This window comes from Acinetobacter sp. HA (genome assembly GCF_000264725.1).
GTDB classification, from domain to species: domain Bacteria; phylum Pseudomonadota; class Gammaproteobacteria; order Pseudomonadales; family Moraxellaceae; genus Acinetobacter; species Acinetobacter schindleri.
Map to the genome: position 1 here is coordinate 55,073 of NZ_AJXD01000095.1, position 16,577 is coordinate 71,649.

Consider the following 16,577-nt stretch of genomic DNA (forward strand, 5'->3'; position numbering starts at 1 on the left):
TCGAAATATTGCGTGACCCTGAAAGGACATGACATGACTAAACCCCGAGCAGTAATCGACTATCCGCTTTATGTTGCAGGTAAGCCAGTGGAAACCTCAGAGTGGCTGGAGGTTCAGGATAAATATACGCATAAGGTTTGCGCACGTGTGTCATTGGCAGATGCCAAAATTCTGGAAAAAGCCATTAAAGCAGCAGTCAAAGCCGAAGCGGAAATGGCGGCTCTGGAGCCTTATCAGAAACAGAAAATCCTGTTGCACTGTGTGAAGCGCTTTAATGAAATTCGCAGTCAGTTGACCGAGATTCTGATTGCTGAGGGGGGTAAGCCACGTAAAGCTGCCGCAGCTGAAGTGGAACGTCTGATCAATACTTTCCAGATTGCTGCTGATGCCGTGACTCAGGTTGATTCAGGCCGTATGATGCCATTAGCAGTTACAGCAGCTGCATCGGGCTATCAGGGTTTTGTGAAACAGGTTCCGATTGGCGCCGTCTCCCTGATCAGTCCTTTTAATTTTCCGCTGAATCTGACCGCTCACAAGATTGCGCCTGCAATTGCAGCGGGTTGTCCCTTTGTCTTAAAACCTGCCAGCCTGACACCGGTATCTGCCTTAAAGATTGCTGAGATTCTGGCAGAGACTGATTTACCACCAAATGCGTTCTCGATACTGCCCTGTCCACGTGAACTGGCGGATGTACTGGTGACAGATGACCGTTTCAAAATGCTCAGCTTTACCGGTTCTGATGTGGTCGGTTGGGATATGAAAGCGCGGGCAGGGCGCAAGAAAGTCACGCTGGAACTGGGTGGTAATGCCGCAGTAATGATCGAGCCGGATACTGAAATTACGGATAGCTTTATTGATCGCCTGATCGGTGGTGCTTTTGGTCATGCCGGACAGGTCTGCATCAGCGTGCAGCGTATTTTGGTGCATCAAGATATCTACGCTGAGGTGAAGAAAAAACTGGTAACCAAACTGAAAAAGCTTAAACCAGCGGATCCGGATTTGGACACCACCCTAGTCGGTCCAATGATCAAGGAAGCTGAAGCCCAACGTTTGAAAAAATGGCTGGATAAAGCCGTGAAGAAAGGCGCTAAAGTGCTCAGTGGCGGCAAGCTGGATGGCGTGATGTTTGAGCCGACCTTACTGGAAGATGTCGATCATGGGCTAGAAGTGTATAAAGATGAAGTGTTTGGTCCAATGGCAATCTTGGAAAAATACAGCGATTTTGAGGCCGGGATTGAATGCATCAACAGCAGTCGTTTTGGTTTGCAGGCGGGTGTTTATACCCAGAACCTGAACAAGATGCTATATGCCTGGAACCAGTTGCATGTCGGTGGCGTGATCATCAACGACATTCCATCCTTCCGTGTTGATAATATGCCGTATGGCGGTGTAAAGGATTCGGGATTAGGGCGTGAAGGCATCCAGTCTGCAATTCGTGACATGCAGGAAGAACGAATACTGGTGATTAAAGCCTGAATAATGATTTAAATTTTAAGTGTTCAGATCATGCGCACATTTGCTCATGATCTGAGTTTTTAAAGTTCAGCTATTCAATAAGAAGAGAACAGGAATAATTTTTATAACTCATCAAGATATACTTAAAAAACAATATATTCCTAAAAGTTAATTCACTTATAACTTAATAAATCAAGCTAAGCCTGGAGAAATATTGAACGGTTGAACAAGATATATTATAAAAAATTAATATTAGGAGCAGAATTTACACAAATCATACTTAAAACTCAGTATTGTTAAATCCATATACACGGACAGTGTGGGCAAGATGCTTTATCCAGGATTTGACATGCTAGACCGTTGGCTGATTTAGAAGCTGAAGCTCACAAGGCAAGGCTCCAATTGAAGCACCCAGAATTATTTTTATTGGTACTTTTTTTGCTCGCGCGATAACCACAATAAGCAGCATCTAAAGAGACCTAAGGTTTAGGTGTTCTATGACAGATACTCGAGAGAATTGGTCGGCACGATCAGGATTTATTATTGCAGCGATTGGCTCTGCAGTAGGGTTAGGGAATATTTGGCGCTTTCCATACGTTGCCTATGAAAATGGCGGAGGCGCATTCCTGATTCCTTATCTGATTGCGATTTTCGCAGCAGGTTTGCCATTATTGTTTTTAGATTATGCAGTTGGACACAAGTTCCGCAAAGCACCACCGATGGCCTATAAAAAACTCATGAATGCAGAATCTCTGGGTTGGTGGCAGGTGATGGTGACCCTGATCATCGGGATTTATTATGCCAGCGTATTGTCCTGGGCTGGCAGTTATATGTTCTATTCCTTCGGACAACAGTGGGGAACCGATACTCAAGGCTTCTTCTTCAATACCTATCTGCAAAATGGTGAAGGCCTGACCTTCGGTTTTGTTCCGGTACTGTTTTTTGGTCTGGTAGTCGTTTGGGCAGCGGTGATGCTGATCCTTTACGGTGGAGTACGCCGTGGGGTAGAACTGGCGAATAAAATCTTTATGCCATTGCTGGTGATTTTATTCACGATCCTGGTGATTCAGGCAGTACGTTTACCTGGTGCAGTCGATGGCTTAAATGCCTTCTTTACTCCAAACTGGGAAGCCATGACTAATTATAAAGTCTGGCTGGCAGCTTTTGGCCACATCTTCTTCTCACTTTCGGTGGGTTTCGGGATTATGTTGACCTATGCGTCTTACTTGAAACGTAAAACCAACCTGACCGGTTCAGGTATCGTGGTGGCATTGGCGAACTCGTCTTTTGAAATTCTGGCAGGTATTGGTGTCTTTGCAGCACTTGGTTTCATGGCATTCAGCTCAGGTGCAAAGGTTGAAGATGTAGTATCTGGTGGTATCGGTCTGGCCTTTATTGCCTTCCCGAAAATCATTTCCAGTTTAGGTGCAGGTGGAGACCTGTTCGGCTTCCTATTCTTTGCGTCATTAACAGTGGCGGGTATTACCTCCATGGTAAGTATCCTGCAGGTGCCAATTGCGGCATTCCAGGACAAGCTGGGTTGGTCAAAGAACAAGTCCGTGACGATTATTGCCGGTGGTTCAGCAGTGGTATCGACTTTGATCTTCTCGACCCATAGTGCCATTACATTTGTCGACATTATTGACTACTTTGCCAATAACATCGGTATTGTCGGTGGTGGCCTGTTATCGATTATTTTATTGTCCTGGTTCCGCCGTCCATTGATGAAACAGCTGGAAATGCATGTCAATGAATTTGCCAGTGTGAAACTTGGTGCCAGCTGGAAGTTCATGCTGACAGTGATCACACCTTTGTCATTATTGCTGGCATTGGGTTTAACCCTGAAATCAATCATGGCAGAAGGTTATGGTGGTTATCCCGCAAGTACACTATGGACGATTGGTGGGGGCACCCTTGCATTCTTTATTCTGGGCGCCATTCTGCTCAGTCTAGTTAAAGACCGTCATAGTTAGGAGAACCAATATGAATACATCTGCATTGATCATGATGATTTTCTCCATCGTTTTATTATGGGGTGGTCTGGTACTCTCTGTGATTCATCTGGTAAAAAATCCGGAAGAACCAGAAGACTAACAATCTTCACATAAACTGATTGTTGCTGTAAATGAAAGTCATTATCATCTTTGCTGATAATGACTTTTTTAATGGCTGACTTATGGGTATTGCTTCCGTTACTGATGCACAAGTCTATACAGCCTTTGCCGTAACTCTATTTGCCGGCTTGGCCACCGTGGTGGGTGGGGGACTGGTATTATTTTTAAAAAAGCCCAACCTGCGTGTCATGTCCTTCGGTCTGGCCTTTGCTGCTGGAGCGATGATTTATGTGTCTCTTACTGAGATTCTGACCAAATCCATTGATTCTTTTAGCGTGGCGTATGGCGCGAAAATGGGGTATGCCTGGGGAACCTTGACTTTATTACTGGGTGCAGTCTTGGTGCTGTTACTGGATCATCTGGTCCCCAATCCGCATGAGACCTTGGAAAAAAATAATACCCAGGATCTAGGACAGGAACAGTTGCTGCGCACCGGCTTGCTCACGTTATTTGCCATCACTGCACATAATTTGCCGGAAGGCATGGCGACCTTTTTTGCAACCCTGGAAAGCCCGATGCTGGGTGCGCCGTTGGCGGTAGCGATTGCGATTCACAATATCCCAGAAGGTGTAGCGATTGCTTTACCGGTATATATGGCGACACATCGACAATCCTATGCATTGCTCGCCAGTTTGGTTTCTGGTCTGGCGGAACCTTTGGGAGCCGCATTGGGCTACTTCATTCTGGCACCGTATCTGAATACCACCATCTATGGCATCATTTTCGGTCTGATCGGTGGCGTGATGGTCTATCTGGCCTTGGATGAAATGTTGCCAACCGCCAAGCGTTATTCCAAAGGTCACGAAACGGTTTATGGCCTGATTAGCGGGATGGCGGCGCTTGCCAGCAGTCTGGTGATTTTCAAATTTCTCCAATAAATCTAGAATAAAAAAAGGCAGCCGAAGCTGCCTTTTTCTTCAAACAACTATTTAAGCCGTTTTTTCGATTCGGCAATAGAAGAAACCATCGCCTTGACCCGCTTTAGGTAAAAGCTGACGACCATGAATCTGCTCAATACCCCAATTCGCTTTGATCTTGATTTCTTTGGCATCCGCATGGGTAGTAAAGAACTCGACCATCTGCTGTTCATTTTCTGCTTTTAGAATCGAACAGGTGATATAAAGCAAAGTACCGCCAACTTTCAGCTGCTGCCACATATTTTCCAGAATCTGTTTTTGCAGTTCCACCGTCTGGGCGATATCAGTAGATTGACGCAGCAGGCGAATATCCGGATGACGACGCATCACGCCAATCGCTGAGCAGGGTGCATCCAGTACGATACAGTCCGGCTGCTCAGCCGCCTGCCAGTTGATTGCATCAGCAGTAACGATTTCTACATGCTCACCTTCAAGTAGCAGACGTTCCAGGTTTTCCTGGACGCGCAGCAGACGTTTGGCATCCTGATCCAATGCAATCAGCTTTTTAGGACTGTATTTTTCCAGAATATGTGCGGTCTTGCCACCCGGTGCTGCGCAGGCATCGACGACATATTTATTATTCAGGTTGGGCAGTAAAGTGGCACAGAGCTGGGCATGCTCATCCTGTACCGAGAAACCACCAATATCGAAGCCGGGCAGGTGCGGTACATGGATACTCTCATCCAGCACGATACCCACTTCAGAAATACTGCAGGCATGCACAGCAATATCATGTTCTTCCAGAATTTCTAAATACTCATCACGGCTCACCTGACGTTCATTGACGCGTAAGGTCAGAGGAGCCACCTGCTTCAGTTCAGTGCTAAGTTCCAGCAGCTGTTCAGGCCAGTCTTTCTTCAGACGTTTATATAACCAGCTTGGCAAACCATGCGCCTGTTTTAATGCTGCCTGAAAGTCAGGTGTTTCACGTGAAACACGACGCAGGATGGCATTCACTACCCCACTTAAAGCCTGATAACCGAGCTGTTTAACAGCCGTTACGGTCTCGGAAATTGCGGCATGCGGCGCAATCCGGGTTTCCAGCAACTGATATAGACCGACATAGAGACAGGTTTCGACCGTATCATTGTTAATCGGTTTCACCAAGAGTGGCAGGGTCACGCTTTTCAGCGCATACCACTGACGCAGTGTCCCAAGAACCAGTTCATGGAACAGGGCGCGGTCACGCTCTGCCACTTTGCCAAGATGTTGTGGCAAAACACTGGCAAGTGATTGCCCTTGCTGTACCGCGAGCAGGGTGCGAATCACCTGGGCACGTAAGTTCAGGTGTGATGTGCCGGCTTCGTAATGACTCATGCCAGTATTTGTCCTACATGTAATTTTTGGGTTTGATTGATTTGAACCGGGTTCAGCGCTTTACCGCCCGGCCACTGCAGTGAGGTCAGGCAAATAGCTTTTTGATCACCACAAGCCACATGTACGCCATGTTTATCTAGCGCGAGGATAGTTCCAGGTACCTTGCCTTCCGCATTTTCATGAGATAACAAAGAACCCCAAACGCGCAGGTTATTTGTTTCATCAATAGGCGTAAATGCTACTGGCCATGGATTAAATGCACGGATATTGCGGTCAATCGTGACCGCATCCTGAGTCCAATCAATTTTAGCTTCTGCCTTGGATAATTTATGTGCATAAACCGTAAGCGCTTCATCCTGCACTTTGCGGTGATCAAGATAGTGCTGTAGAGATTCTTCTGATTCCAGCACTTTGACTGTTGCTTCAGCACCTTGCTGAGCCAGCTTGTCATGCAAAGAAGCAGAGGTGTCTTGTGGCTCAATCGGGCAGATGGTTTTATACATCATGTCGCCAGTATCCAGACCAGCTGCCATTTTCATAATGGTCACACCAGTCTCGGCATCACCCGTAGCGATGGCACGCTGGATTGGTGCGGCACCACGCCAGCGCGGCAGTAATGAACCGTGAATATTCAGACAGCCATATTTCGGCGTATCTAAAACCACTTGCGGCAGGATCAGACCATAAGCTGCCACAACCATGACATCCGCATTTAAGGCTTTTAACTCAGCTTGAGCTGCCAGACCTTCGTCTGTTGAAGATTTAAAGTGTAGCGGTTGATAGACCGGAATATTGTGTTCCAGTGCCAGCTGTTTAACCGCAGATGCAGTGAGTTTTTGGCCGCGACCCGCTTTACGGTCCGGTTGGGTATACACCGCCACAATCTCATGGTCGGTTTTTAGCAGCGCAGCCAATGCAGTGGCTGCAAATTCTGGTGTGCCTGCAAAAATGATTTTCACGGATGAAATTCCAAATAAACTTAAGGGCATTATAAGGCATAAGGCAATTCGCAGCCTAATTCAGCAAAAGCTTAAAGCTCAGTACCACCCATTACCATGATAAATCACTCAAATTTCATATAAAAAAAACTCATGCAAATTGTAAAAAATATTCATGAAAGTTTTGTATTTAAACCGGAACGATAACGGTATAGTAGTTTTTAATAAAATATTTTAATCGTGTACGTACTGAAACTGCTCTGAGCATATCCCCGCCTGTCACATTGATAAGCGCCTGATCCGCCGTGTAACTTGGTGTATGATATGTTCAATTTTCGACTGATTTCATGCTCTCGATCAGACAGATTTCGCCAGAGTGAATGAACTCATTCATCTCAAGCACAACCTTTGTTGGAATAACACAATGCCTGACTATCGTTCAAAAACATCGACACACGGAAGAAACATGGCGGGTGCGCGTGGCTTATGGCGCGCCACTGGTATGAAGGATGAAGACTTCGGCAAGCCAATTATTGCAGTGGTCAACTCATTTACCCAGTTCGTTCCGGGCCACGTACATCTTAAAGACCTCGGTCAATTGGTGGCGCGTCAGATTGAACAAGCAGGCGGCGTAGCAAAAGAATTTAATACCATTGCTGTGGATGATGGTATCGCGATGGGTCATGATGGCATGTTGTATTCACTGCCTTCACGTGACCTGATCGCGGACTCGGTTGAGTACATGGTGAATGCACACTGTGCTGACGCGATGGTCTGTATCTCGAACTGTGACAAAATCACACCGGGGATGCTGATGGCGGCAATGCGCCTGAACATTCCAGTCGTATTCGTGTCAGGCGGCCCAATGGAAGCCGGTAAAGTGAAAATCCGTGGTAATGAACACGCGATTGACCTTGTTGATGCCATGGTGGTTGCAGCAGATGATAGCTTCACTGATGAAGAAGTTGCAGCATATGAACGTTCTGCATGTCCAACTTGTGGTTCATGTTCTGGTATGTTCACAGCGAACTCAATGAACTGCTTAACTGAAGCATTGGGTCTGTCTTTACCAGGTAATGGTTCAACACTTGCTACACATGCAAACCGTAAAAAGTTATTCGAAAAAGCAGGTCAACTCATCGTAGAGATCACCAAACGTCACTACGAGCAAAATGATTACAGCTTGCTGCCACGCAATATCGCAACCAAAGCATCGTATGAAAATGCTATGACTTTAGATATCGCGATGGGCGGTTCAACCAATACGGTACTTCACTTATTGGCAGCTGCTCATGAAGCTGGTGTTGATTTCACCATGAATGACATTGACCGTCTGTCTCGTAAAGTGCCAGTCCTGTGTAAAGTTGCACCTGCAAAGCAGGACGTACATATGGAAGATGTACACCGCGCTGGTGGCATCATGTCGATCTTGGGTGAACTGGATCGCGCAGGCTTGTTGGATACCTCTGTACCCACCGTCCATGAAGCAACTTTAAAAGATGCCTTGGATAAATGGGACATTATCCGTACTGAAGATGAAGAAGTGTATACCTTCTTTAAATCAGCACCGGGCGGTGTACCAACACAAACCGCATTCTCACAAGACCGCTACTACTCACGTTTAGATGGTGACCGTGAAAATGGTGTGATCCGCAATGCCGAACATGCCTTCTCTAAAGACGGCGGTCTGGCAGTACTTTATGGCAACATCGCACTGGATGGCTGTATTGTAAAAACGGCTGGTGTAGATGAGTCGATCTTGAAGTTCAACGGTACAGCACGTGTATTTGAAAGCCAGGATTCAGCAGTTGAAGCGATCTTGGGCGGTAAAATCACGGCCGGCGATGTGGTTGTAATTCGTTACGAAGGCCCACGTGGTGGCCCAGGTATGCAAGAAATGTTGTATCCAACCAGCTACCTGAAATCAAAAGGTTTAGGGAAAGACTGTGCACTTGTAACAGATGGTCGTTTCTCGGGTGGTTCATCAGGTCTTTCAATTGGTCACGTGTCACCAGAAGCTGCGGAAGGTGGTGCGATTGGTCTGGTTGAAGATGGCGACCGTATCGAAATCGATATTCCGAATCGTACGATTCACCTGGCTGTTGAGGACGCTGTAATGGCAGAACGTCGTGCAGCGCAAGAAGCCAAAGGTTGGAAGCCTGCGGAAGAGCGTCCACGCAAGATTTCTAAAGCCTTGAAAGCCTATGCAATGCACACCACGAGTGCTGCGAAAGGTGCAGTACGTGATATCTAAGCTGTAAATTTTTATAGCACAAAAAAGCACTCCAGATGGGGTGCTTTTTTTATTTCTTAGATATTTAAGGTTGGGTAAATCACGTGAACTTTCATAAAAGCAATCATGGCAGTACTTTAGATATTTAAAACCAATAAAGGCTTAATAAAAGTAGGTGTATAGTAAAAATACAGTATCAATGCAAAAGTGATTACACGCATGTCAATGAAATTTATTAGCCGCTTTGTCGTAATTTTAGTGCTCATTATGATTTTAGCCGCACTTAGTATTCAATTTTTCTTTGATCCACATTACACCGTCGTATTCTGGATTTTAGCTGTTCCTGTAATTTTGGGAGCTCCGATTCTTGGATCTGTGATCTTGGCATCCAATGAAGAACTTGATCTTCATCAGTTGAATTAAGCACATATATTAAAAATGCGCCAGGCAGTGATTTGAATGACTATGTGAATGAATCTATCTCAGTTCTCTAACATTTGAACCATCGTCCAAGAAAAAGACTCGGCTTTAAAAGTCCGAGTCAGGTCATATGGCAACCCCCTGATATTGCACTGCAAATGCTAGTCTGATTGTTTGATAATTCACTGCCTCAAATCACTTTTAGGGTTCTAATAATTTTTGCATAGGCAGACTTTTACTTTGGATAGCGCCAAAGTAAAAAATACTTTTATTGCACTGACTCTATTGCCTGAACAAGTTTAAAGCATTGCTTTAAGATGAATGCAAGGCAGCGACATTGATATCGCTCTTACTCATGCGCCTAGAGCAAGAGAAAAACAGACTTAGGTGATACACAGAGTCTTACTTTTATGTGGACACGGCTTTCTATACAATCGGATAAAACCTAGACAGCTTTCAGGCTTCACAAGAATTACATCCAGGACAAAACAAGATGAGTAAAGATAATATCCGAGAGCACTCAGCCCCCGTTTATGAAGGCATCGAAAATGCCCCGGCCCGATCCATGATGCGTGCCACGGGTTTTCAGGATGAAGACTTTAATCGTCCTTTTATTGGCATTGCTTCGACCTGGGCCAATGTCACCCCGTGTAATATGCATATTGACGGTCTGGCCAGAACGGTAGAACAGGGTGTGAGTGCTGCGGGTGGCAAGGGCATTATCTTCAATACCATTACCATTTCCGACGGGATTTCTAATGGTACCGAAGGTATGAAATATTCCTTGCTGTCCCGTGAAATCATTGCGGATTCGATTGAAGCAGTGGTCGGCTGTCAGGCCTATGATGGTGTAATTGCCATTGGTGGCTGTGATAAAAATATGCCGGGCTGCATCATGGGACTGGCACGTCTAAACCGTCCAGGTCTGTTTATTTATGGCGGTACCATCAAACCGGGCGAAGGTCATACCGACATGATTTCCGTATTTGAAGCAGTCGGACAGCATGCCAAAGGTGAAATCAATGCGATTCAGGTCAAGCATATTGAAGAAGTGGCTTTGCCGGGTCCAGGTTCTTGTGGCGGGATGTATACCGCGAATTCCATGGCTTCTGCGATTGAAGCACTCGGTATGAGCCTGCCGGGTTCTTCTGCACAGGAAGCCGTCTCTGAAGACAAGCAGATCGACTGTGCCCGTGCTGGTGAAGCCGTGATGAATCTGTTACGTCTGGACATCAAACCACGTGACATCATGACCAAAGCGGCTTTTGAAAATTCAATTAAAGTTCTGATTGCTTTGGGTGGTTCGACCAATGGTGTACTCCATCTGTTGGCCATGGCACATACCGCAGGTGTGGAGCTCAGTCTGGATGATTTTGTCCGGATTGGTAAAGACATTCCTGTAGTCGCTGATGTACGTCCATCGGGTAAATATCTGATGTCGGAGCTGATTGCGATTGGCGGGATTCAACCATTGATGAAACGTATGCTGGATGCCGGCATGCTGGATGGTTCCTGCCTGACTGTGACTGGTAAAACTCTGGCAGAAAACCTGGCGAATGTAAAAGATTATCCTGAAGGTCAGCAGATTATCCTGTCATTTGACCAGCCGGTGAAAAAAGATTCACATCTGATCATTATGAAAGGTAACCTTTCACCAAAAGGTGCCGTGGCCAAAATTACCGGTAAGGAAGGCCTTTACTTCAAAGGAGCAGCACGGGTCTTTGAGGGTGAACAGGGCGCCATGCGCGGGATTCTGGATGGTGAAGTTCAGCCGGGTGAAGTGGTGGTGATTCGCGGTGTTGGTCCTAAAGGTGGACCAGGCATGCCAGAAATGCTGAAACCGACCTCAGCGATTATTGGTAAAGGCTTAGGGGATTCCGTAGCACTGATTACCGATGGCCGATTCTCCGGTGGTAGTCATGGGTTTGTGATTGGTCATGTCACCCCAGAAGCCTATGAAGGTGGACCGATCGGTCTGGTACAAAATGGCGATGAGATTTCGATAAATGCAGAAACCCGTGAAATGACCTGGCATGTCTCGGATGAGGAAATCGCTGCACGTCAGGCCGCCTGGATTAAACCAAAACCGAATTACACGCATGGAGCATTAGCCAAGTTTGCCAAACTGACCTCTGGTGCAGAAACCGGGGCAGTGACTGACCTAAATCTCGAGATCTAAACGCTCTGTAAACATTGATCATTTTGTCTTGAATTGATATAAGTTTTTTTCACATACAGCAGATCCAGGTGATCTGCTATTCTGGTGAAAAAGATAGTATCCTGTAGCAGTTAGACGCTGTCATCTGCTGCGTTGTTCTCTACTGAGGCTGATCTCATGTCCCTGTTACGCCGTTGGTTCGATCCAATCCGATCGAGTTGGTTTTATCAAAAGCCAACCCGCCAGGCGGTGCTATCTGCTGAAGATGGCTTAACGATTTATCTGCGTCTGGATGATGTGTATAGCTATCTGGCAGTGCAGCTGTTACCACAACTGGAAGAGATCCTGAGTCCGGAATTAAAACCGTTGAAGGTAGTCATCTCCAGTCAACGGGGCGAAATACCGAATCAGATGTCTTTTGAAGAATGGCAAAATTACTGTATTAATGATGCCAAAATCCTCTCCAGACAGCATCGTTTCAGCTTTCATGAAACACCAGAATTACCCACTGCAGAAGCCTTAAAACAGGCCGAAACCATTCTGCGCCGAACCCCATTGCGTGGCCAGGATTTTCTTTATCTGCTGGAAGATATCTTTCATATGCTGTGGCAAAAGCAGTATGGCAAACTGCGTACCTTGCATACCATGGCCAGTCGCCATCATCAGCCACAGGATTTTTCTGAACGGGTCTTTGACACAACCCCGGTTTTGGCCAGCTATTTTGATTTCGGTGGCCGTCAGTATCATGCCGTAGATGATCTGCTGCGTTTAACCCGCCGTCTGAAACAGCAAAAATTACTGACGGGTAATCCAATCTTCCTGATCAATCATATTGAATGGCGTGAGCACCTGATCAGTGATGCTGAAGAACTGAATGAAATTCAGGGCTTAGATCCGGAACTGGATCTGTATATTGCCCTGGAAGATCCAATTTCCTGGCTGTTGCTGGCCTATATTAGGGAAGAACTGGCTGATTTTTATAATATCCATCTGAATGTCTATCCGCTGTCTTATCGTGGCCGTGATGGCTTTGACTGGGGACTGGCAACGCGCCTGTCAAAACGGACTGAAGTCGAATTTACCCCATTTTGCCGACCGACGGTACAAAGCATTTTGCCGATGGCACAGCTGTATTACAGCTGCCCGGAAGAAGGGCGGGTGGATGCGATGTACCGGATTTTGCAGGCGGTCTGGACGCGTGGACGTGACTTGAGTTATACCCCACATTTCAATGCCTTACAGCAGGAACTGGGAGTTGGGCAACTGACCGAAGAAGATATTCAGGCTAAGCTTAGAGACAATGATATGCTCTGTGAAATGAAGTCTCAGCCCAACTTGCCGGTGCTGGAACTTCGGATTGATAATCAAAGTTTTGTATTTAATAGCTTATATCGTGTCTGGATGATTGAAAGTATTTTCAGTAATGTGTTAGAAGAAAAGTATAAGAGTGATAATCAAACTGAAAGTGAACTGAATAAACATGAACAAAGTAAAAGCTGAATCATTACAACATGCACGTGAGCAGATTGACGCGATTGATACAGCTTTGGTTGAGCTGATTGCTGCGCGCCAGTTTTATGTAGATCAAACCACCCGTTTCAAGAAAACTGAAACTGACCTGCAATCTCCGGAACGGATGGAGCAGGTTGTTGAAAATGTCAAAGCCCAAGCTCAAAAGCAGGGCATTGATCCAGTGTTTATCGAGCACCTGTATCGGGAAATGTTCCAGCATTTTATTCAGCGCGAACTGAAAGAATTTCGTCCTTAAGCGCCCTTTATTTAAAATCTGTGCTGGTCAATCTGATGCTTTCCAGCAAAGTACATCTTGAGCCTCAAGATTTGCTTGAGGCTGTATCCTTAAAACCCTGATTTTTCTTTGGCAGTCATTTTTATAGCATGGTTCTAAATAAATTTGGGATCATCAGATGATTGCTTTCCGATGTCGGCAATTGCTTTAGTTCCTGCGCTCATCGGCATGTGGTTGGGTAAGAAAATTCGCTATCGAATTCCTGAGCAGAAATTCCGTACTGTATTTTTTATCGGTCTGATTGCTTTGGGCAGTTATATGACACTGCACCAGTTCGGCTGGATTTAATCCAAGACTTTCTGAATCTCGGCAGAAAGTAAAAATTGGCTAAAATGTTGATAGGCAATACTCAGTTCATCAAAATTTTTCGCAGCTAACAGTAACTTGCGGTTGGCCCAATCTCCAGTCAACTGGATTTGCTTAAATGCATAGAGCTTGGCCAAACGTTGCGCAGCACGTTGCGGCATGATGGCAATGCCAACACCATTCGCAACCACCTGAGCAATAGCAGAAAAATTCGGCAATCTTAAGCGGTATTGGATTTCGCAGTGGAGTAATCTGGCCTGAGCTTCAATAGACTGTTGTAAGGAGTGATATTGCATTAAACCCACAAAGGGATAATTCAGACAGTCCCCTAATTTCAATGCTTTACTGGTACTGAGATCATGCTGTTCTGGACAGATTAGCACCAAAGGATCATCTGAAAATTCCAGGGTTTGCAACTGTGGAGCAGCAAAGAAGCTGGAAATTAAACCAAGTTTGGCAGTGCCACTGGTCAATGCTGCAATAATGTCATTGCTCTCTGCTTCTTTTAGATCAATCTGGATATTGGGGGTCATAACTGCTAGTTGAAATCTACTCATTTCTATACTAATATATAAATTATGAGTAAGTATGTAAGCATTAGCGTTGCAGCTAAAACACTAGGCGTTTCCATTCAAACATTAAGACGTTGGGATGAAGAAGGCGCTTTGGTTGCAGATCGAACCCCTAAAAATCACAGGCGATATGATCTGAGTAAGATCACGCCTGAGCAAATCCATAAGCTTGATAGTCAGGATCAAAGAAAAACCATTGCATACGCAAGGGTGTCTAGTCATGATCAAAAAGAAGATTTAATCCGTCAGCAACAAGTTTTAGAAATGTATTGCGCCAATCAAGGTTGGACGTTTGAGTTAATTTCCGATCTTGGTTCAGGTATGAACTACAAGAAAAAAGGCTTAAATAAGCTCCTTGAAGCCATTATGAATGATGAAATTGGGCGTTTGGTTTTAACGCATAAAGACCGTTTGTTGCGCTTTGGAGCTGAATTGGTTTTTGCCTTATGCGAAGCTAAGAGTGTTGAAATTGTTATTCTTAATAAAGGTGAAAATTTATCTTTTGAGGAAGAACTTGCTCAAGACGTTTTGGAAATTATTACTGTTTTTTCAGCAAGATTGTACGGTAGTCGTAGCAAAAAAACCAGAAGCTCATTCAGGCGGTTAAAGACGCACTATGAGCCGATTTATACGAGGGCATGTCATTCAATTACTGCCAAACGATAAGCAAGCCACTCATTTTGCACAGGCAAGTGGTGTTGCACGTTTATCTTATAATTGGGCATTAAAAGAATGGCAACGTCAGTATAAAGCGGATAAAGAATATCGAGATCAGTGTGAATATTATGGTGTCGAGGTTGATAAAAAACTCCTCAATAAGCCATCCGAAGGCAAGATTAGAAAACACTTAAACTCATTTAAGCGTTCAAAATATCCATTTATGCTGAAAGTAACCAAGTGCGCCCCACAGCTTGCTATTAAGCAGCTAGGCAACTCATTTGATCGCTTCTTCAGTGGTCAGTCAAAGTATCCTAGACCTAGAAAAAAAGGCGTAGATGATCGTTTTTCATTATCAAATGACCAGTTTCGCATTAAAGATAGAAAAATCAGTATCCCAAACTTGGGTTGGGTAAAGATGACTGAGGATTTACGCTATCAAGGTAAAATCCTATCAGCAAAAATATTTAAACAAGGTGGCAAGTGGTTTGCTTCTATTAGTGTTGAGTTAAATCAAGCTGAGAATCTTCACCCAAAAACAGGTGTGGCTATTGGTGTTGATTTGGGTGTTTCTAATCTTGCCACGCTATCCAATGGTGAGGTTATCCCATCAAGTGCGCCATTAAAAAGACAACTAGCCAAACTAAGACGACTTACAAAGTCTTTTAGCCGCAAACAGAAAGGTAGTCAAAATAGAGAAAAAGCGAAAACCAAGCTCTCTCGTTTGCACTACAAAATATCATGCCTGAGAAAGAACCATCTTCATCAAGTCACATCGAATTTAATCAAGCGATTCGATGTAATTGCAATTGAGGATTTAAATGTGAAAGGTATGGTTAAGAACCGTAAACTCTCAAGAGCCATATCTGATATGGGATTTCATGAGTTCAAGCGACAACTGATCTACAAGGCAGCACAACATGGCAAGTCAATTCTATCTGTTGGTAGATTCTTTCCAAGTAGTAAAATGTGTTCGCATTGTGGTGAATTAAATCAAAACTTAACGCTATCAATGCGTAAGTGGCGATGTTCATGTAAAACCCTGCATGATCGGGATATTAATGCTGCGATTAATATCCTAAAACATGCAGATAAAGAATTGGTAGCCACCTAAGCTACCAATGGCGGTGAGTTACACCGTGACAGCCTGTGGAATTGAGGTAATCCCAAAAGCAATTGCGATTGGTTCTTGATAGTGAAGCAGGAATTAGACATTAAGCCCACGTAAGTAGGTTTGAGTAGGTTTGAGTAGGTTTTAAATAACGGTTATTGACCAGATACTTGGGTAGCAACAGGGGAAGATATTCACTTTGTGCTGATGAATTACACCACAAGCTGATATTAGAATGCTGTCCTTCACTAAAAACTGCCATAGCTCGTGACAGCTGTTGTCCCTGTTGCAGGATGGCTTGGGCATGCTCAGCAAAGACCTGACCTGCAAAAGTCATTTTCACTCCGCCAGAATGGCGGCTAAACAGACTGACCTGATATTGCTGTTCCAGCTTTTTAATCCGCTCACTGGCTGCCTGTAAGGAAATAGCAGAGCGTTCAGCACCTTTGGTCAGACTACCTGTGTCGACTATATTGAGAAAAAGACGTAAATCAAAAAAATCCAGACGCATCGGCAGGATGCTCATATAAAAGATCAGGCCTATTTAAACAATTCTTGCGATATAAAAAAAG

The 16,577-nt window shown here is 44.9% G+C and carries 13 protein-coding genes and 3 pseudogenes; 12 read left to right on the top strand and 4 right to left on the bottom strand.

Annotation, left to right across the window (positions count from 1 at the left end; translation table 11 throughout):
• Positions 1 to 33 precede the first annotated feature (33 nt).
• The 4 genes from HADU_RS12530 (at position 34) to zupT (ending at position 4,447) form a co-directional block, all read left to right on the top strand.
• The gene (locus HADU_RS12530; protein ID WP_008306961.1) at positions 34 to 1,476 is read left to right on the top strand and encodes an aldehyde dehydrogenase family protein; all 1,443 of its coding nucleotides are present in this window, start codon (positions 34 to 36) and stop codon (positions 1,474 to 1,476) included.
• 476 nt (positions 1,477 to 1,952) lie between these two features.
• On the top strand, positions 1,953 to 3,428 hold the full coding sequence (locus HADU_RS12535) for a sodium-dependent transporter (protein WP_004814063.1): 1,476 nt from the start codon (positions 1,953 to 1,955) through the stop codon (positions 3,426 to 3,428).
• Positions 3,429 to 3,438: 10 nt separating this feature from the next.
• The gene (locus HADU_RS15435) at positions 3,439 to 3,549 is read left to right on the top strand and encodes a methionine/alanine import family NSS transporter small subunit (RefSeq protein WP_008306962.1); all 111 of its coding nucleotides are present in this window, start codon (positions 3,439 to 3,441) and stop codon (positions 3,547 to 3,549) included.
• Between the two features lie 82 nt (positions 3,550 to 3,631).
• Positions 3,632 to 4,447, top strand: a complete 816-nt coding sequence (gene zupT / locus HADU_RS12540; RefSeq protein WP_008306963.1) for a zinc transporter ZupT — start codon at positions 3,632 to 3,634, stop codon at positions 4,445 to 4,447.
• A 51-nt stretch (positions 4,448 to 4,498) separates the two neighbouring features.
• Here zupT and rsmB read toward each other — a convergent pair whose 3' ends face one another.
• Positions 4,499 to 5,803, bottom strand: coding sequence for a 16S rRNA (cytosine(967)-C(5))-methyltransferase RsmB (gene rsmB, locus HADU_RS12545; protein WP_008306964.1), 1,305 nt, complete (start codon positions 5,801 to 5,803; stop codon positions 4,499 to 4,501).
• Complete coding sequence (gene fmt, locus HADU_RS12550; RefSeq protein WP_008306965.1) at positions 5,800 to 6,762, bottom strand: methionyl-tRNA formyltransferase; 963 nt, start codon at positions 6,760 to 6,762, stop codon at positions 5,800 to 5,802. The genes rsmB and fmt overlap by 4 nt, the downstream gene beginning before the upstream one ends.
• A gap of 403 nt (positions 6,763 to 7,165) precedes the next feature.
• Here fmt and ilvD (HADU_RS12555) point away from each other — a divergent pair, with 403 nt between their 5' ends.
• From ilvD (HADU_RS12555) to HADU_RS15440, 6 genes and pseudogenes are all read left to right on the top strand, one after another.
• Positions 7,166 to 8,995 (top strand): dihydroxy-acid dehydratase, encoded by a 1,830-nt coding sequence (gene ilvD / locus HADU_RS12555; protein ID WP_008306966.1) that lies wholly within the window; start codon positions 7,166 to 7,168, stop codon positions 8,993 to 8,995.
• Between the two features lie 198 nt (positions 8,996 to 9,193).
• Entirely contained in the window at positions 9,194 to 9,397 is a 204-nt protein-coding gene (locus HADU_RS12560) for a hypothetical protein (protein WP_004814075.1), read from the top strand.
• Between the two features lie 490 nt (positions 9,398 to 9,887).
• The gene (gene ilvD / locus HADU_RS12565; RefSeq protein WP_008306974.1) at positions 9,888 to 11,573 is read left to right on the top strand and encodes a dihydroxy-acid dehydratase; all 1,686 of its coding nucleotides are present in this window, start codon (positions 9,888 to 9,890) and stop codon (positions 11,571 to 11,573) included.
• Between the two features lie 156 nt (positions 11,574 to 11,729).
• On the top strand, positions 11,730 to 13,052 hold the full coding sequence (locus tag HADU_RS12570) for a hypothetical protein (RefSeq protein WP_008306976.1): 1,323 nt from the start codon (positions 11,730 to 11,732) through the stop codon (positions 13,050 to 13,052).
• Positions 13,033 to 13,320, top strand: a complete 288-nt coding sequence (locus HADU_RS12575) for a chorismate mutase (RefSeq protein ID WP_004814081.1) — start codon at positions 13,033 to 13,035, stop codon at positions 13,318 to 13,320. The genes HADU_RS12570 and HADU_RS12575 overlap by 20 nt, the downstream gene beginning before the upstream one ends.
• Positions 13,321 to 13,485: 165 nt before the next feature.
• Positions 13,486 to 13,647, top strand: a pseudogene (locus HADU_RS15440) (sulfite exporter TauE/SafE family protein); the annotation flags it as partial.
• On the opposite strand, the pseudogene HADU_RS12580 reads toward HADU_RS15440, so the two are convergent.
• Positions 13,644 to 14,210: pseudogene (locus tag HADU_RS12580) on the bottom strand (LysR substrate-binding domain-containing protein); the annotation flags it as partial. The pseudogenes HADU_RS15440 and HADU_RS12580 overlap by 4 nt on opposite strands.
• Positions 14,211 to 14,243: 33 nt before the next feature.
• On the opposite strand from HADU_RS12580, the gene HADU_RS12585 reads away from it, so the two are divergent.
• A complete protein-coding gene (locus HADU_RS12585) occupies positions 14,244 to 14,903 on the top strand; it encodes an IS607 family transposase (protein WP_008306983.1) in 660 nt (219 codons plus the stop codon).
• Entirely contained in the window at positions 14,854 to 16,008 is a 1,155-nt protein-coding gene (locus HADU_RS12590; protein WP_008306985.1) for an RNA-guided endonuclease InsQ/TnpB family protein, read from the top strand. Before HADU_RS12585 ends, HADU_RS12590 begins: the two co-directional genes overlap by 50 nt.
• A 151-nt stretch (positions 16,009 to 16,159) precedes the next feature.
• Here the strand turns inward: HADU_RS12590 and HADU_RS12595 are convergent.
• A pseudogene (locus HADU_RS12595) lies at positions 16,160 to 16,516 on the bottom strand (LysR family transcriptional regulator); the annotation flags it as partial.
• Between the last annotated feature and the right edge of the window lie 61 nt (positions 16,517 to 16,577).

What these genes read in the sequence shown, in the direction of transcription:
- HADU_RS12560 (WP_004814075.1), top strand. Translation starts at nt 9,194, where the DNA reads ATGTCAATGAAATTTATTAGCCGCTTTGTCGTAATTTTAGTGCTCATT.
- HADU_RS15435 (WP_008306962.1), top strand. Translation starts at nt 3,439, where the DNA reads ATGAATACATCTGCATTGATCATGATGATTTTCTCCATCGTTTTATTA.
- HADU_RS12535 (WP_004814063.1), top strand. Translation starts at nt 1,953, where the DNA reads ATGACAGATACTCGAGAGAATTGGTCGGCACGATCAGGATTTATTATT.
- rsmB (WP_008306964.1), bottom strand. Translation starts at nt 5,803, where the DNA reads ATGAGTCATTACGAAGCCGGCACATCACACCTGAACTTACGTGCCCAG.
- HADU_RS12530 (WP_008306961.1), top strand. Translation starts at nt 34, where the DNA reads ATGACTAAACCCCGAGCAGTAATCGACTATCCGCTTTATGTTGCAGGT.
- zupT (WP_008306963.1), top strand. Translation starts at nt 3,632, where the DNA reads ATGGGTATTGCTTCCGTTACTGATGCACAAGTCTATACAGCCTTTGCC.
- HADU_RS12585 (WP_008306983.1), top strand. Translation starts at nt 14,244, where the DNA reads ATGAGTAAGTATGTAAGCATTAGCGTTGCAGCTAAAACACTAGGCGTT.
- HADU_RS12590 (WP_008306985.1), top strand. Translation starts at nt 14,854, where the DNA reads ATGAGCCGATTTATACGAGGGCATGTCATTCAATTACTGCCAAACGAT.
- ilvD (WP_008306974.1), top strand. Translation starts at nt 9,888, where the DNA reads ATGAGTAAAGATAATATCCGAGAGCACTCAGCCCCCGTTTATGAAGGC.
- HADU_RS12575 (WP_004814081.1), top strand. Translation starts at nt 13,033, where the DNA reads ATGAACAAAGTAAAAGCTGAATCATTACAACATGCACGTGAGCAGATT.
- HADU_RS12570 (WP_008306976.1), top strand. Translation starts at nt 11,730, where the DNA reads ATGTCCCTGTTACGCCGTTGGTTCGATCCAATCCGATCGAGTTGGTTT.
- ilvD (WP_008306966.1), top strand. Translation starts at nt 7,166, where the DNA reads ATGCCTGACTATCGTTCAAAAACATCGACACACGGAAGAAACATGGCG.